Origin of the sequence: Geobacillus sp. PK12, from assembly GCF_004123125.1 — a bacterium.
Classification (GTDB): domain Bacteria; phylum Bacillota; class Bacilli; order Bacillales; family Anoxybacillaceae; genus Geobacillus; species Geobacillus zalihae.
Genome location: NZ_SDKL01000023.1, coordinates 1 through 14,189, shown reverse-complemented (window position 1 = coordinate 14,189; position 14,189 = coordinate 1). Strand labels below are relative to the sequence as shown.

The window sequence follows — 14,189 nt, the reverse complement described above, 5'->3', positions numbered from 1 at the left end:
AAAAAAGGAGTCCTGCTGTGTTAGGGGGCTCCGTATTTTTTGTCTAAATGTAAACCTATATAAAAATAAAGTTGACAAATAAAAAACATATCAGGCACAATAGAAACAAATATTTGGAGAGGAGGGAAGATGTGCGAATCCATTCCTTTGTTTGGGCGGCATTTTTTGCCGCGTTGACGGCTGTTGGTGGGTGGATCAAAATTCCGGTGCCGTATGTGCCGTTTACGCTGCAAATCGCGGCGGTGTACTTGGCCGGCTGTCTGCTTGGCCCAAAAATCGGAGCGCTTAGCCAACTTCTATATGTCTTGATTGGGCTGGCGGGCGCGCCCGTGTTTGCGGAAGGAGGCGGGCTCGGTTATATTTGGAAGCCGACGTTTGGCTATTTGCTCGGTTTCATCGCCGGGGCGTATACGTGCGGCTTGCTTGTCCGCCGCTTTCAATGGACAAGAGCGAGAGACATATTGATGGCGAATGCAGCGGCATTGTTGGTCGTGTATGTGTTTGGCTGCGCGTGGCTGTACATAGCAATGAAATGGATCGCGGAGACTCCGCTTTCCATCGGCCAAACGCTATGGTTCGGCTTTCTTCTTCCGGTGCCGGGGGATCTCGTGCTTTGCGCCGTTTGTTCGGTCATCGCGGCGCGCGTATGGCCGCGCGTCCGACCGATCATGATGACTCGAGGGATGGGGGGATAAGAGAATGGGGCAAGCCATTTTCATGACGGGAACAGGAACAGAAATCGGCAAAACGGTCGTCACTTCCATCGTGGCGTTGGCGCTGGAGCGGCTTGGGATGAAGGTCGGCGTGTTTAAACCGGTTCAGACTGGACTGGCCGAAGACGGGGTGTCGTTTGCCGAACAATATTGGTACGAACGAGTGGCGAAGATTCCGACATCAGAAGGCATGTACTATATGGAACCGGCGATGTCGCCGCATTTAGCGGCGAAGTTGACCGGCACGTCCATCGAACCAGAGAGGGTGGCCGAACGGTTGGAATGGCTTACGCAGCGCTATGATGTGGTGCTCGTCGAAGGAGCGGGAGGGTTGGCCGTTCCGTGGTGCGAGCGCGACGGACGATGGTATATGACGAGCGATTTTGTCCGCGACTATGAGGTGCCGGCGATTCTCGTGTCGCTCTCAAGCCTTGGTGCGATTCATCACGCGGTGACGACGGCAGCCTATGCGAACGCACAAGGCATTCGTCTGCTTGGCCTGATGTTCAATCAGTTTCAGGAGCAAGAGATCATCCACCAAAACAATGTCGAAACGATCGCCGCCTTGCTTCGGCTGCCGGTGCTGGCGGTCGTGCCGCTCCTTCCTGCAGTCTCAAGGCGGGAACTGGAAACCTTAGCTCAGCGTTGGATCGAACAAGGAAAGGCGAAACAATTGCTGGAGGTGCTTAGCGTTGGCGTATAGCTACGAGCAATTGGAACAGTGGGACAAGCAGTACGTCTGGCATCCATTTACGCAAATGAAGCAGTATGCCAAAGAACGCCCCTTGATCATTGAACGCGGGCAAGGAAGCTATTTGTACGATGTCGACGGCAACCGGTACCTAGACGGCTATGCGTCGCTATGGGTCAATGTCCACGGCCATAACGATCCGGAGCTGAATGCGGCGCTTCGCGAGCAATTGGAGAAAATTGCCCATTCGACATTGCTTGGTTCGGCGAATGTGCCGTCGATTTTGTTGGCCAAACGGCTGCTTGAATATTGGCCGCACATGTCAAAAGTGTTTTATTCCGATACCGGGGCGGCGGCGGTGGAAATCGCGCTCAAGATCGCCTATCAGTATTGGAAAAACATCGACCCGGTCCAATATGCGAAGAAGAACAAGTTTGTCTCGTTGAAGGAAGCGTACCACGGCGATACGGTCGGGGCGGTGAGCGTTGGCGGCATGGAAACGTTCCACCGTATTTTTGCGCCGCTTTTGTTTGAGCGGATCGAAGTGCCGTCGCCGTACGTGTACCGTATGGACGAATACGGAAGCGAGCAGGAGATCGTCGGCTATTGTTTGCGCGAGCTTGAACGGGTGCTTGAGGAGCAGCACGATCAAATCGCCGCGGTTGTCATCGAGCCGCTTGTGCAAGGAGCGGCGGGGATCATCGTCCATCCGCGCGGGTTTTTAAAAGGAGTGGAAAGGCTTTGCCGCCGGTATGGGGTGCTCTTCATTTGCGACGAGGTCGCCGTCGGCTTTGGCCGCACCGGCACGATGTTCGCTTGTGAGCAGGAAGAGGTGCAGCCTGATCTTGTCTGCCTTGGGAAAGGGATCACGGGAGGATATTTGCCGCTCGCGGCCACACTGGTCACGGAAGAGATTTATGCGGCATTTCTCGGCGATGTGGACGAAGACAAAACGTTTTACCACGGCCATACGTACACGGGAAACCAGCTCACTTGTTCCGTTGCGCTGAAAAACATCGAGCTCATCGAAAAACGCGGCTTGATTGACAGCGTCAAGCGGAAGGCGCGCCGGCTGGCCGAATGGCTTGAGCGGTTGTATGACATTCCGATTGTCGGCGACATCCGGCAAAAAGGCTTGATGTGCGGCATTGAAATCGTGAAAGACCGAAGAACGAAAGAAGTCTTTCCGCGCGCGGCCATGGTGGAGCACCGGATCATCCTCGAAGCGCGCCGGAGGGGGCTTGTCATCCGTCCGCTCGGCCCGGTGTTGACGTTCATTCCGGTTCTTTCGATGAGCGAAGACGAAATGGCTGAGGCGGTGCGCATTTTGTTCGATTCGATCGCCTGTTTGTACGATCAAGTGCAGGCGTAGCTTGTATAAGCGGGGGCGGCGGACAGCCGCCTGCTTTTGTTTTTCGAATATACTGGGAATAAAAGGAAATAATTTCCTTTAATGAGAATATCTTGTAGAAAGAGACCTTCCTTTGCATTCACGGATCGATGATTTGGGAGAAATCGCCGTTTTTCACCAGCCTTCTAGGTACTGGCCTAAGCAGCGGGCGTTTTTCCTGCATACAGTGGGACTAAAGCAAGCGGAAGGGGGGAAGCAAGATGAGCCATCTCCAAGTGGCGGATGAGCGCATTTGGCGGCCATGGGGCTGGTGGTTTTGGCGGCCGCGCCCGTTTTTCTTCGGCGCTCCGTTTTTTGGCGCTCCATTTTTCGGCGGCTTTTTAGGCGGTTTGCTTGGGAGCGCATTGGTTCCGCCGTTTTTCTATCCGTGGTGGTATGGCCCCATTTGGTGGTGAGAAACCGGCAAGGGTTGGGCGGACGGCCCACCCTCTTTTCTTGTTTGTTGCATATGAATAAAGTGTAGCATTCTAGCTTTGGGGAAAGGAGAAGGAACGATGCTATTTCCAGGATTGTTGTTTGGCGCCCCATTTGTCGGCGGCTTCTTGGGCGGACTGCTCGGCGGCGCGTTGGCTCCGCGTCCGTTTTACCCATACCCGCCGTATCCGCCGTACCCGCCGTATCCAGGCTGGTGGTATTAATCGTCTATTCATGAAAGAATAAGCATCCCTGTGGAACAAGAAGGGATGCTTATTCAATGATCCCGGTGTCGCGGATGCGGACGTCCGCTGTTTGCAGCATGCTCCATACCGATTCGGATGGCGCTGTCATCCCTTTCTCCCCTTTCTGCGTCCTGTCTTCTTAACGGATGGAGAAAGAGGATGTCCTTCTGCCGTTCGGACATCCCCTCGTTTTGTTATTGCATGGCATTTCGTTGATAAGGGAGCTGATTCGTATACCCTTGGAACTGCTGGTACGTTTGCTGAAGCTTTTGCGGATCGGCGGCTTCAAGCTTGTACCATCCTTTTTTGAACATCAAATTGTACAAGTCGCGCTGACAGTTTTGCGTTTCGGTGAAAATATTCATCATATCTTGATATAACGGTTGGTTGCTCGCTTCATGCAAAAAGACGCTGTACGACAAGGTCATGTATTTTTCCGTCGTCAACATGTCGTTTAGAAAATCGCGCTCGTTCATTTGCGGCGTTTTCGGCACTTGCATCTCCGGATTTTGCACTTGTTTCGTGTTCATGCATCGTTCCTCCTTTCACATCACCGGTGGCTGCGGCGGGTTTTGCAAATGGCGCAAAATCATGTCGTAATGGCGCTGATGCATCTGTCCAGCGCGCTCGATCGCCTGCACCACTTCAGGGTCTCGGCATTGCGAGGCGAAAAAGTGCGCTTTTTTCGCCGCGAGCAAGTTCCACGACATCATGTCGGAAAAATACATGGCGTCTTTGGTGGACACCATTTGCGGCGGCTCGGGCATCGCCGCCTGCGGGTTCATTTGTGGTTGCTGTTGCATCGTTGTTCGCTCCTTTCGTCGGTTGTTCGCTTGTAGATTGTGCAGAGAGTGGAAAATTATGCGCATATAAAAAATAAACCGTGGGGAAAAAACATATTCAATTGAATTGAAACATGGTACAATAAGAATGGTGAATGCGTTTCCATACAAGGAGGCTTGCAACAGTGGAGCAGTTGATGCGCGATTTTTTCCTGTTCTTATCGAAAAATAAAACATTGACGAAATGGGCGAAACGATACGGCCTTCGCTTCGGCGCTTCACGGTTTGTCGCCGGCGAAACGATCGAGGAAGCGGTGCGCGTCATCCGCCAGCTGAACGAAAAAGGATTGGCGGTCACGGTCGACTATTTGGGTGAGTTTGTCGACAATGAGCAGGAAGCGAATGAGATGGCGCGCCATTGCTTGGAGGCGATTGAGGCGATCAGCCGGGAGAAGTTGAACTCGCAGCTGTCGCTGAAAATGACATCGATGGGGCTTGATATTTCCGATGAGCTTGTCATGCGCAACATGCGCCGCATTTTGGATGCGGCAAAACAGCGCGGCGTGTTTGTGACGATCGATATGGAAGACTATTCGCGCTGCCAAAAGACGCTGGACATTTTTAAAATGTTGAAAAAAGAATACGACAACGTCGGCACGGTGCTGCAGGCGTATTTGTACCGGACGGAACAAGACATTGAAGATTTAAAGCCGTACCGCCCGAACTTGCGGCTCGTCAAAGGAGCGTACAAAGAGCCGCCTGAAGTGGCGTTTCCGGATAAAAAAGATGTCGATGAGAACTTTAAGAAGATCATTAAAATGCATTTGCTAAACGGCAACTATACGGCGGTGGCGACGCATGACGACGCCATCATCGAATATACGAAGCAGCTCGTCAAAGAATACAACATTCCCAACAGCCAGTTTGAATTCCAAATGCTGTACGGCATCCGCCCGGAGCGCCAACTCGAGCTGGCGCGCGAAGGATATACGATGCGCGTGTACGTTCCGTACGGCACGGACTGGTATGGCTATTTTATGCGCCGGCTCGCCGAACGGCCGGCCAACGTGGCGTTTGTTTTAAAAGGCATCCTCCGCAAGTAGGGGCGCAAAACAGAGGAAAACGCCGGCGGCCGCCGAGCGTTCGGGCGCAGAAGGGGACAGGCATCCAGCGAGCGGCCATGAAGCCGGTTTCCATTTTAAACCATGGCCGCTGCATATCCCGAGGCGTCGGGCGGTCATTTGAGGGAAAGGCCGTTCAGATCGTGCGGCCTTTCTTTGCTTTTCCCTATATCTGCAGCTATGACAGGCGGGAGCTGACGATGTGGGCGTCAGCTCCCTTGCATGTTGTGCTTTTTGTACTGCTGGTTTTGGCTTGTCCGTTTGCCGCCGCCGTCGGCTTCGACCGTCGGGCCGGCGTTTCCTTTGACGCTTGCGGCGCTGACGCCGCGTTCAGACGGATTTTTTTTCAGCCGGGCCATCGTCTTCACCTCCTGTTTGTTAGTATGGATGAAAGAACGGCCTCGATGTGAAAAAAATGTGCGCAAATATATTGCGAAAATTACCAACATACTATATATTGAATATAGAGAACGTTTTCACGGCTATTTTTTTCGCCGAAAAATGAATGATGATTCATTCAATGGTGTGAGGGGGAACCGAAATGGCAAAACGCATTCGGCGCGCCGCGGTGCTTGGGTCCGGCGTCATGGGTTCGGGCATTGCCGCCCATTTGGCGAACGTCGGCATTCCGACGCTGCTGTTGGATATCGTGCCGCGGGAATTGACGAAAGAGGAAGAAGCAAAAGGTTGGACGCTCGAGCATAAACAAGTGCGCAACCGCCTCGCCAATCAGGCGCTGGAAAGGCTGCTCAAGCAAAAACCGGCGCCGCTCATGTCCAAAGACAACATCGCTTTGATTGAAACGGGCAACTTCGAGGATGACTTCCACCGGCTCGCGGAAGTCGATTGGATCATTGAAGCGGTCGTTGAAAAGCTGGAAGTGAAAAAAGAAGTCTTCGCTCGCGTCGACGAGGTGCGGACGCCGGGGACGATCGTCAGCTCGAACACATCCGGCATCTCGATCGCCGCGATGGCGGAGGGGCGTTCGGATGATTTCAAAAAACACTTTTTAGGCACGCATTTCTTCAATCCGCCGCGCTATTTGAAGCTGCTTGAGATCATCCCGACGGAGCATACGGATCCGGATGTGGTCGCCTATATGAAATCGTTCGGCGAAGACGTGCTCGGCAAAGGCGTCGTCATGGCGAAAGATACGCCGAACTTCATCGCCAACCGGATCGGCACGTATGGGTTGCTTGTCACCGTCCGCGAGATGATGCAAGGCGGCTACAGCGTCGGCGAGGTCGATTCGGTGACGGGGCCGCTCATCGGCCGGCCGAAAAGCGCGACGTTCCGCACGCTTGACGTCGTCGGGCTCGATACGTTCGTGCATGTCGCCAACAACGTGTATGAAAACGTCGAAGGGGAAGAAAAAGAGGCGTTCCGCGTGCCGGAGTTTATGAAAACGATGCTTGAAAACGGCTGGCTCGGCAGCAAATCCGGACAAGGCTTTTTTGTCAAGCAAGGAAAAGACATTCTCGAGCTGAACTACGTCACGATGCAATACGAGCCGCGCAAAAAGCTTGTCACCCCGGCGGTGGAGATGGCGAAGCAGGCGAAAGGAGCGGCCGCCAAGCTGCAAACGCTCGTGTATGCCGATGGCGACCGCGCGGGAACGCTCCTTTGGAACATCATCGCGCCGACATTGCTGTACACCGCCCGCCTTGTCGGGGAGATCGCCGACGACATCGTGGCGATCGATCAGGCGATGAAGTGGGGGTTCGGCTGGGAGCAAGGTCCGTTTGAACTGTGGGATGCGATCGGCCTCGAGAAGTCGGTGCGCAAAATGCAGGCGGAAGGGCGCGACATCCCGTCGTGGATCACGGACATGCTCGCCGACGGAGCCACATCGTTCTATAAAACGGAAAACGGCCGGCTGTTCTATTATGCGCCGGGCGGGTATAAAACAGTAGAAGAAAACGAAAAAGTCATCCACATCCGCCGACTGAAAGAGGCGCGCGGCGTCATCAAGAAAAATGCCGGCGCCAGCCTCATTGACCTCGGCGACGACGTGGCGCTTCTGGAGTTCCATTCGCCGAACAACGCGATTGGCGCCGATATTGTCCAAATGATCAACGAGGCGCTTGAGGAAGTCAACCGCAACTACAAAGGGCTCGTCATCGGCAACCAAGGGAAAAACTTCTGCGTCGGCGCGAACTTGGCGATGATGCTCATGGAGGCGCAAGACGAAAACTTTTTTGAATTGGAACTTGCCGTTCGCCAGTTCCAGCAAGCGCTTCTCAAAATGAAATACAACCCGAAGCCGGTCGTCGTCGCGCCGTTTGCCATGACGTTAGGCGGCGGGGCGGAAGTGAGCTTGGCGGCTTCGCGCATCCAAGCGGCGGCCGAGACGTACATCGGGCTTGTCGAAGTCGGCGTCGGCTTGATTCCGGGCGGCGGCGGCAACAAGGAGCTGTACATCAAACGGTTGAACAGCCTGCCGCGCGGCGTGGACGTCGACTACGTCAAAATCGCGGCCAGCGTATTTGAAACGATCGCCATGGCGAAAGTGTCGACGTCAGCGGCGGAAGCGCGCGAGCTTGGCTTCTTGAATCATCGCGACGGCATCACGATGAACGGCGACCATCTGCTGTATGAAGCGAAACAGGCGGTGCTCTCGATGTATGAGGAAGGGTACCGGCCTCCTGCAAGGAAGAAAGTGCCGGTGGCCGGCGAAAGCGGCTATGCCGCCATGTTGCTTGGGGCGCAGTCGATGTTCCATTCCGGCTACATCAGCGAGCACGATTTGAAAATCGCGAAAAAATTGGCGTATGTTCTAGCCGGCGGCAAAGTGCCGTACGGAACGGAAGTCGACGAGCAATATTTGCTCGATCTCGAGCGCGAGGCGTTTTTGAGCCTCATCGGCGAGCCGAAGACGCAAGCGCGCATGCAGCATATGCTTGTGAAAGGAAAACCGCTCCGCAACTAAAGCGGAGGAGATCAAGGGGGGATTGGCGTGAGAGAAGCGGTCATTGTCGCAGGTGCGCGCACACCGGTCGGCAAAGCGAAAAAAGGAACGCTCGCCCACGTGCGGCCGGATGATTTAGGGGCGCTCGTCGTCAAAGAAACGATCAAGCGCGCGGGGAACTATGAAGGAAACATTGACGACTTGATTATCGGGTGCGCCATGCCGGAGGCGGAGCAAGGATTGAACATCGCCCGCAACATCGGCGCGCTCGCCGGGCTGCCATATACCGTGCCGGCGATCACGATCAACCGGTATTGCTCGTCCGGTTTGCAGGCGATCGCCTATGCGGCGGAACGGGTGATGCTCGGCCATTCCGACACGGTCATCGCCGGCGGGGTCGAATCGATGAGCATGGTGCCGATGATGGGGCATGTCGTCCGCCCGAACGCCCGCTTGGCGGAAGAAGCGCCGGAATACTACATGTCGATGGGGCACACTGCCGAGCAAGTGGCGAAAAAATACGGCGTCAGCCGCGAGGACCAAGACGCATTCGCGGTGCGCAGCCACCAGCGCGCCGCCAAGGCGATTGCCGAAGGAAAATTCAATGAAGAAATCGTGCCGGTCGAGGTGACGGTGCGCAAAGTAGAAGGCAACAAACTCGTTGAGGAGAAAGTCGTCTTTACACAAGATGAAGGCGTGCGCCCGGACACGAATATGGAAACGCTCGCGAAACTCCGGCCGGCGTTTGCGGTAAACGGCACCGTCACCGCCGGCAACGCGTCGCAAATGAGCGACGGGGCGGCGGCGGTCATGGTGATGGACCGCGAAAAAGCGGAGTCGCTCGGCTTGAAGCCGCTCGGCAAGTTTCGTTCGTTCGCGGTTGCCGGCGTGCCGCCGGAAGTGATGGGGATCGGCCCGGTCGCTGCGGTGCCGAAAGCGTTGAAGCTGGCCGGCCTTGAGCTGTCCGACATCGGTTTGATCGAGCTGAACGAAGCGTTCGCCTCGCAATCGATCCAAGTCATCCGCGAACTTGGGTTGGATGAAGACATTGTCAACGTCAACGGCGGGGCGATTGCTCTAGGCCACCCGCTCGGCTGCACGGGCGCGAAGCTGACCTTGTCTTTGCTTTACGAAATGCGGCGCCGCAACGTGCAGTTCGGCATCGTCACGATGTGCATCGGCGGCGGCATGGGAGCGGCCGGCGTGTTTGAGCTGCTGTAGCGGCAGCTGACATCAAGCGGGCTTCATCAGCTCGCGCGAGGCATGCATCCGCATTTGCCCGGCTGCATGGAACGTCTATTTCCCGGGCGGCGTTGCCGCCCGGATCATCAATCATCTTTCGGGGGAGGAAATCAACGATGGCCAAAACGATGGAAGAAGCGATCAAAGGCGGCAGCTTTTTGATTGAAGACATTCCGGCGGAGCGCGTGTTTACGCCGGAAGATTTCACCGACGAACATCATATGATTGCCAAAACGACGGAAGAGTATGTCAACAATGAAGTGCTCCCGCAGCTCGAGCATTTGGAAAACCACGAGTTTGACCGTTCCGTGAAATTGCTTCGCAAAGCGGGCGAGCTCGGCTTGTTAAGCGCTGACATTCCGGAAGAATACGGCGGTTTGGGCCTAGATAAAGTCAGTTCGGCCATCATTGCGGAAAAAATGGCGCCGGCCGGCGGTTTTGCCATTTCGCACGGGGCGCACGTCGGAATTGGCTCGCTGCCGATTGTGTTGTTTGGCACGGAAGAACAAAAACAAAAATATTTGCCGTATTTAGCGACCGGCGAAAAAATCGCCGCCTACGCCTTGACGGAGCCTGGCTCGGGTTCGGACGCCCTCGGCGCGAAAACGACGGCGAGATTAAACGCGGAAGGCACGCATTACATTTTAAACGGCGAAAAACAATGGATCACCAACTCCGGTTTTGCTGATGTGTTTGTCGTCTATGCAAAAGTCGACGGCGAACATTTCACCGCGTTCATCGTGGAACGCGACTTCCCGGGCGTTTCAACTGGTCCGGAAGAAAAGAAAATGGGGATTAAAAGCTCGTCGACAAGAACGCTCATTTTGCAAGATGTGCCGGTGCCGAAAGAAAACGTGCTCGGTGAAATCGGAAAAGGCCATGTCATCGCCTTCAACATTTTGAACATCGGCCGCTACAAGCTTGGGTTAGGGGCGGTCGGCGGCGCGAAGCGGGCGCTTGAAATCACGCTCAAATACGCCAATCAGCGCCAGCAATTCAAACGGCCGATTTCGCAGTTTACGTTGACGCAGGAAAAATTCGCGACGATGGCGTCGCGCCTGTATGCCGCCGAAAGCTCGGTTTACCGCACGGTCGGCTTGTTCGATGAACGGATGGGCCTGCTTGATGCGGAAAAGGCGAAAGATGGCAAAGAAGTGGCGAAATCGATCGCCGAATATGCGATCGAATGCTCATTGAACAAGTTTTTTGCCACGGAAGTGCTCGATTACATCGTGGATGAAGGCGTGCAAATCCACGGCGGGTACGGCTTTATGCAGGAATACGAAATTGAGCGCGCCTACCGCGATTCGCGCATCAACCGCATTTTCGAGGGGACGAACGAAATCAACCGCCTGCTCGTGCCGGGCATGTATTTGAAAAAGGCGTTAAAAGGCGAGCTGCCGCTCTTCCAAAAAGCGCAGCAGCTTCAGGAAGAACTGATGATGATGGCCGCCGAAGAGCCGGGGACGGGCGCGCTGGAACAAGAGAAATACTTGGTGCGCAACGCGAAAAAAATCGCCTTGATGGTCGCCGGTTTAGCGGCGCAAAAATACGGCCAGCGCATTGAAGAAGAGCAAGAAGTGCTCGTCAACATCGCCGACATCGTCTCGAACATTTATGCGATGGAATCCGCGCTCTTGCGCACGGAAAAAGCGATTCAGGCGAGCGGTGAGGAGAAAAACAAACAAAAATGGCTGTACACGCAAATTTTCTGCCAAGAGGCGTTCAATGAAATTGAAGCCCATGCGAAAGAAACGCTCGTCGCCGTCGAACAAGGCGACACGCTGCGGATGATGCTCGCCGCTCTCCGACGGCTGACGCGCCATACGCCGATCAACGTGATCGCGAAAAAACGCGAAGCGGCCGCCGCGCTCATTGAAGCCGAACGGTATATTGTGTGATAATGGGAAGTGCCAGGCAGACTGCCTGGTGCTTCTTATTTGTTTGCCAAACAGCGGAAATGAAAGGGAGGAGTGAAGATGGCGCTCACGCTCTATTGGTATCCAAAATGCGGAACGTGCCGGAAGGCGAAGCGTTGGCTCGATGAACACGGCATTGAGGTGCAAACGGTGCATTTGGTCGACGAGCCGCTGACGAAAGAGGAGCTGGCTGAACTGCACCGAAAAAGCGGGCTGCCGCTCAAAAAATTTTTTAATACGAGCGGCATGAAATACCGCGAGCTTGGCTTGAAGGACAAGCTCGACCGCGCATCGGAAGACGAGATGCTCGATTGGCTCGCCTCGGACGGGATGTTGGTCAAACGGCCGATTTTGACGGACGGCGAGCGGGTCGTCGTGGGCTTTCGCGAACAAGAATACGAGGCGTTTTTCGCCAAGAAGGCATAAAATTTTTTGCAAAATCGCGTCAAGACAGTGAGTTTTATTGAAAAATCGGTTATGATGAAGAAGAACATATTTTGATTTTGCTGCGATGGAGGGATTCGATGAACACGCCGAAAGAACTTCGTTACACAAAGGAGCATGAATGGGTGCGCGTGGAAGGAGAGAACGTGCGCATCGGCATTACGGATTACGCCCAGTCAGAACTTGGCGACATCGTCTTTGTCGAGCTGCCGGAAGTCGGCGCGGAGGTTGTGGCGAACGAGCCGTTCGGCAGCGTTGAATCGGTGAAAACGGTCTCGGAATTGTATGCGCCGATCAGCGGCACGGTCGTTGAAGTGAATGAGGCGTTGAACGACCATCCAGAGTACGTGAACGAATCGCCGTATGACAAAGCGTGGATGATCGTCGTCAAACCGAATGATTTGAGCGAAATCGACAATTTGTTGACGGCGGAACAATACGAGGCGATGATCAACGAAGGATAAACGTTCCTGCAATCTTCGCTTCGATTCGGGCACTCTATACATACCGGAATTTGATTGAAAAAAGGGGTGCTCGCGATGGCGCTGCAAACGACGCGCATAGATGTCACGGACCGGATCATCGGCAAACTGAACGGCCGCTCGCTGGAGTTGTACGAGGAAGGAGAGCTCATCGGGCGCCTTCCGCTTCCGGCGGCCGTCCCGTTGAAAAAGGGGTATACCGAACAAAACGGAAGAATTTACAAACAGGTGACCGCTACCGTTGAGCCGGACCAAAAATATGTCGATTGCGACGGGGAAGCGGGCTGGTGTTGAAAGGCAACGGTGGATGGCCGTTGCTTTTCATTTTCAACATTTGGCCGGCGCAAGACATACAATAATAGTATCCTCATTTGAAGTTAGGTGGGTCGGACATGCGACGCGTGGAAAAAGTGATCATCGTCGAAGGGCGATCAGACAAGCAAAAAGTGGCGGCGGTGCTGAACGAACCAGTCGTCATCGTCTGCACAAACGGCACGATCAGTGATGCGCGCCTTGAGGAGCTGGCCGATGAGCTGGAAGGATGCGATGTATACGTCTTGGCCGATGCCGATGAGGCGGGAGAAAAATTGCGCCGGCAGTTTCGCCGCATGTTTCCAGAGGCGGAGCATCTTTACATTGACCGGGCGTATCGCGAAGTGGCGGCCGCTCCGCCTTGGCACTTGGCGCAAGTGCTGTTGCGCGCTCGTTTCGACGTCCGCATCGAATCGCTCATGAGGGGAAGAGGCGAGTGAAAGCGATCGACCGAAACGATGTCATGCGAGTGGTGGAAGTCGAGCCGCTTCTGGCCCTTTACTTGTATACCCCGCTGTGCGGCACGTGCCAGCTGGCGCGGCGGATGCTAACGGTGGTGGAGCAGTTGTTTCCGGCGCTGCCGTTTTACGAAACGGACATCAACTATATCCCTGAGCAGGCCGTTGCGTGGAAAATTGAAAGCGTTCCTTGCCTGCTTCTTTTTAGGGACGGAACGGTCGCAGGCAAGTGGTATGCCTTTCATTCCGTTCCGTATTTGTACGAAGTGATTCAAGCCTGCTTGCCGTCCCGATGATTCGCCTTTTTTTGACGCTGTTTGACACATTTCTTGGGAAATGACAAAAACGGCGCTCGTTCGTCAACGGGTTGTCGAGATTTTTGTAAAGGATTTCTCCTCTTCAGGTGGAAGTGAAAAAAATAAAAATGGGGGAGGGGATATCCATGGAAATGCGTGAATTAGTTGGGCAGTTCGTGGAACGGATGCAAGTGTTGCGCCATTTGGTGCCGATTTTGCCGGATGAGCAGCTGTATGTTCGGTTTGAAAGCGATGACGAAACCGCCTTGCTGTTGATCGGCAAGGAACCAGCCGCTTTAGGGATGGAAAACGATGAACGGAAAACATTGACGGTGCGCGGTTCCAAAGAGGCGCTCGCGTCCCTGCTGAACGGCGAACTGAAGCTGCAGCAGCTCGTCCGGTTGCGTGAAGTGCACGTGTCAGGAAGCTTCCGCCAGCTTTTGCTTCTTGAATCGCTCCTCCATTTGGCCAAGCCTTATCGGGACGTCGGATAAAGTGTGAGTAAAATATTTGTGGGTGACATTCCGAAATGATCCCCGACGAGGGTTGCGAACTTTTGTTCGCGACGCTCGTCGGGGCCACCAAGCGAAGCGCGGTAGAAAAAAGCAAATGTCGTGAAAAAAGGACTCTCTCCCTGTTATGATGGTGATTGTCAACATCAACCGAAAACAGGAGGGAGAGCGTCCATGAAACATCTTCCCACAGAATGGCCTTTATTAAAAGAGCTGGAGGAACAATTAGTCAGAACTCT

Annotated in this window: 18 protein-coding genes; 15 read left to right on the top strand and 3 right to left on the bottom strand. The window is 54.4% G+C overall.

What is annotated here, in order from left to right; all coding sequences use genetic code 11:
* The first annotated feature begins 131 nt into the window (after window positions 1-131).
* From ETR37_RS09515 to ETR37_RS19120, 5 genes are all read left to right on the top strand, one after another.
* Complete coding sequence (locus tag ETR37_RS09515; RefSeq protein WP_129447189.1) at window positions 132-695, top strand: biotin transporter BioY; 564 nt, start codon at window positions 132-134, stop codon at window positions 693-695.
* 4 nt (window positions 696-699) lie between these two features.
* Window positions 700-1,416, top strand: coding sequence for a dethiobiotin synthase (gene bioD, locus ETR37_RS09510; RefSeq protein WP_129447188.1), 717 nt, complete (start codon window positions 700-702; stop codon window positions 1,414-1,416).
* Window positions 1,406-2,776 carry an adenosylmethionine--8-amino-7-oxononanoate transaminase gene (gene bioA, locus ETR37_RS09505; RefSeq protein WP_129447187.1) on the top strand — a complete coding sequence of 457 codons (1,371 nt, stop codon included), beginning with the start codon at window positions 1,406-1,408 and terminating at the stop codon, window positions 2,774-2,776. The genes bioD and bioA overlap by 11 nt, the downstream gene beginning before the upstream one ends.
* A gap of 239 nt (window positions 2,777-3,015) precedes the next feature.
* Window positions 3,016-3,210 (top strand): hypothetical protein, encoded by a 195-nt coding sequence (locus ETR37_RS09500; RefSeq protein WP_011232484.1) that lies wholly within the window; start codon window positions 3,016-3,018, stop codon window positions 3,208-3,210.
* 99 nt (window positions 3,211-3,309) lie between these two features.
* Window positions 3,310-3,453, top strand: a complete 144-nt coding sequence (locus ETR37_RS19120; RefSeq protein ID WP_013144293.1) for a hypothetical protein — start codon at window positions 3,310-3,312, stop codon at window positions 3,451-3,453.
* Between the two features lie 215 nt (window positions 3,454-3,668).
* Here the strand turns inward: ETR37_RS19120 and ETR37_RS09495 are convergent, their stop codons facing one another.
* Together ETR37_RS09495 and ETR37_RS09490 are read right to left on the bottom strand one after the other, a co-directional pair.
* Window positions 3,669-4,004 carry a spore coat protein gene (locus ETR37_RS09495; protein WP_011232482.1) on the bottom strand — a complete coding sequence of 112 codons (336 nt, stop codon included), beginning with the start codon at window positions 4,002-4,004 and terminating at the stop codon, window positions 3,669-3,671.
* Window positions 4,005-4,019: 15 nt separating this feature from the next.
* Entirely contained in the window at window positions 4,020-4,277 is a 258-nt protein-coding gene (locus ETR37_RS09490; RefSeq protein ID WP_011232481.1) for a hypothetical protein, read from the bottom strand.
* Between the two features lie 164 nt (window positions 4,278-4,441).
* Between ETR37_RS09490 and ETR37_RS09485 the strand changes: the two genes are divergently transcribed.
* Window positions 4,442-5,359 (top strand): proline dehydrogenase family protein, encoded by a 918-nt coding sequence (locus ETR37_RS09485; protein ID WP_015375754.1) that lies wholly within the window; start codon window positions 4,442-4,444, stop codon window positions 5,357-5,359.
* Between the two features lie 227 nt (window positions 5,360-5,586).
* Here ETR37_RS09485 and ETR37_RS09480 read toward each other — a convergent pair whose 3' ends face one another.
* Window positions 5,587-5,736: a YuzL family protein gene (locus tag ETR37_RS09480; RefSeq protein ID WP_015375753.1), complete on the bottom strand. Its 150-nt coding sequence runs from the start codon at window positions 5,734-5,736 to the stop codon at window positions 5,587-5,589.
* 182 nt (window positions 5,737-5,918) lie between these two features.
* Between ETR37_RS09480 and ETR37_RS09475 the strand changes: the two genes are divergently transcribed.
* The 9 genes from ETR37_RS09475 (at window position 5,919) to ETR37_RS09435 (ending at window position 13,932) form a co-directional block, all read left to right on the top strand.
* Window positions 5,919-8,306 carry a 3-hydroxyacyl-CoA dehydrogenase/enoyl-CoA hydratase family protein gene (locus ETR37_RS09475; protein ID WP_129447186.1) on the top strand — a complete coding sequence of 796 codons (2,388 nt, stop codon included), beginning with the start codon at window positions 5,919-5,921 and terminating at the stop codon, window positions 8,304-8,306.
* A 27-nt stretch (window positions 8,307-8,333) separates the two neighbouring features.
* Window positions 8,334-9,506, top strand: a complete 1,173-nt coding sequence (locus ETR37_RS09470; protein ID WP_011232477.1) for an acetyl-CoA C-acetyltransferase — start codon at window positions 8,334-8,336, stop codon at window positions 9,504-9,506.
* Window positions 9,507-9,643: 137 nt separating this feature from the next.
* A complete protein-coding gene (locus ETR37_RS09465) occupies window positions 9,644-11,428 on the top strand; it encodes an acyl-CoA dehydrogenase family protein (RefSeq protein WP_060788242.1) in 1,785 nt (594 codons plus the stop codon).
* 78 nt (window positions 11,429-11,506) lie between these two features.
* Window positions 11,507-11,872: an arsenate reductase family protein gene (locus tag ETR37_RS09460; RefSeq protein WP_081133277.1), complete on the top strand. Its 366-nt coding sequence runs from the start codon at window positions 11,507-11,509 to the stop codon at window positions 11,870-11,872.
* Between the two features lie 98 nt (window positions 11,873-11,970).
* A complete protein-coding gene (gene gcvH / locus ETR37_RS09455) occupies window positions 11,971-12,354 on the top strand; it encodes a glycine cleavage system protein GcvH (protein ID WP_033005647.1) in 384 nt (127 codons plus the stop codon).
* A 75-nt stretch (window positions 12,355-12,429) separates the two neighbouring features.
* Window positions 12,430-12,666 carry a YusG family protein gene (locus ETR37_RS09450; RefSeq protein WP_011232473.1) on the top strand — a complete coding sequence of 79 codons (237 nt, stop codon included), beginning with the start codon at window positions 12,430-12,432 and terminating at the stop codon, window positions 12,664-12,666.
* Between the two features lie 98 nt (window positions 12,667-12,764).
* Window positions 12,765-13,124: a toprim domain-containing protein gene (locus ETR37_RS09445; protein WP_011232472.1), complete on the top strand. Its 360-nt coding sequence runs from the start codon at window positions 12,765-12,767 to the stop codon at window positions 13,122-13,124.
* Window positions 13,121-13,438: a thioredoxin family protein gene (locus ETR37_RS09440; protein ID WP_011232471.1), complete on the top strand. Its 318-nt coding sequence runs from the start codon at window positions 13,121-13,123 to the stop codon at window positions 13,436-13,438. Before ETR37_RS09445 ends, ETR37_RS09440 begins: the two co-directional genes overlap by 4 nt.
* A gap of 146 nt (window positions 13,439-13,584) precedes the next feature.
* Entirely contained in the window at window positions 13,585-13,932 is a 348-nt protein-coding gene (locus tag ETR37_RS09435) for a sterol-binding protein (protein WP_129447185.1), read from the top strand.
* Window positions 13,933-14,189: the final 257 nt, after the last annotated feature.

What these genes read in the sequence shown, in the direction of transcription:
- ETR37_RS09480 (WP_015375753.1), bottom strand. Translation starts at nt 5,736, where the DNA reads ATGGCCCGGCTGAAAAAAAATCCGTCTGAACGCGGCGTCAGCGCCGCA.
- ETR37_RS09435 (WP_129447185.1), top strand. Translation starts at nt 13,585, where the DNA reads ATGGAAATGCGTGAATTAGTTGGGCAGTTCGTGGAACGGATGCAAGTG.
- ETR37_RS09495 (WP_011232482.1), bottom strand. Translation starts at nt 4,004, where the DNA reads ATGAACACGAAACAAGTGCAAAATCCGGAGATGCAAGTGCCGAAAACG.
- ETR37_RS09445 (WP_011232472.1), top strand. Translation starts at nt 12,765, where the DNA reads ATGCGACGCGTGGAAAAAGTGATCATCGTCGAAGGGCGATCAGACAAG.
- ETR37_RS19120 (WP_013144293.1), top strand. Translation starts at nt 3,310, where the DNA reads ATGCTATTTCCAGGATTGTTGTTTGGCGCCCCATTTGTCGGCGGCTTC.
- ETR37_RS09460 (WP_081133277.1), top strand. Translation starts at nt 11,507, where the DNA reads ATGGCGCTCACGCTCTATTGGTATCCAAAATGCGGAACGTGCCGGAAG.
- ETR37_RS09490 (WP_011232481.1), bottom strand. Translation starts at nt 4,277, where the DNA reads ATGCAACAGCAACCACAAATGAACCCGCAGGCGGCGATGCCCGAGCCG.
- gcvH (WP_033005647.1), top strand. Translation starts at nt 11,971, where the DNA reads ATGAACACGCCGAAAGAACTTCGTTACACAAAGGAGCATGAATGGGTG.
- ETR37_RS09475 (WP_129447186.1), top strand. Translation starts at nt 5,919, where the DNA reads ATGGCAAAACGCATTCGGCGCGCCGCGGTGCTTGGGTCCGGCGTCATG.
- bioD (WP_129447188.1), top strand. Translation starts at nt 700, where the DNA reads ATGGGGCAAGCCATTTTCATGACGGGAACAGGAACAGAAATCGGCAAA.
- ETR37_RS09500 (WP_011232484.1), top strand. Translation starts at nt 3,016, where the DNA reads ATGAGCCATCTCCAAGTGGCGGATGAGCGCATTTGGCGGCCATGGGGC.
- ETR37_RS09465 (WP_060788242.1), top strand. Translation starts at nt 9,644, where the DNA reads ATGGCCAAAACGATGGAAGAAGCGATCAAAGGCGGCAGCTTTTTGATT.
- ETR37_RS09450 (WP_011232473.1), top strand. Translation starts at nt 12,430, where the DNA reads ATGGCGCTGCAAACGACGCGCATAGATGTCACGGACCGGATCATCGGC.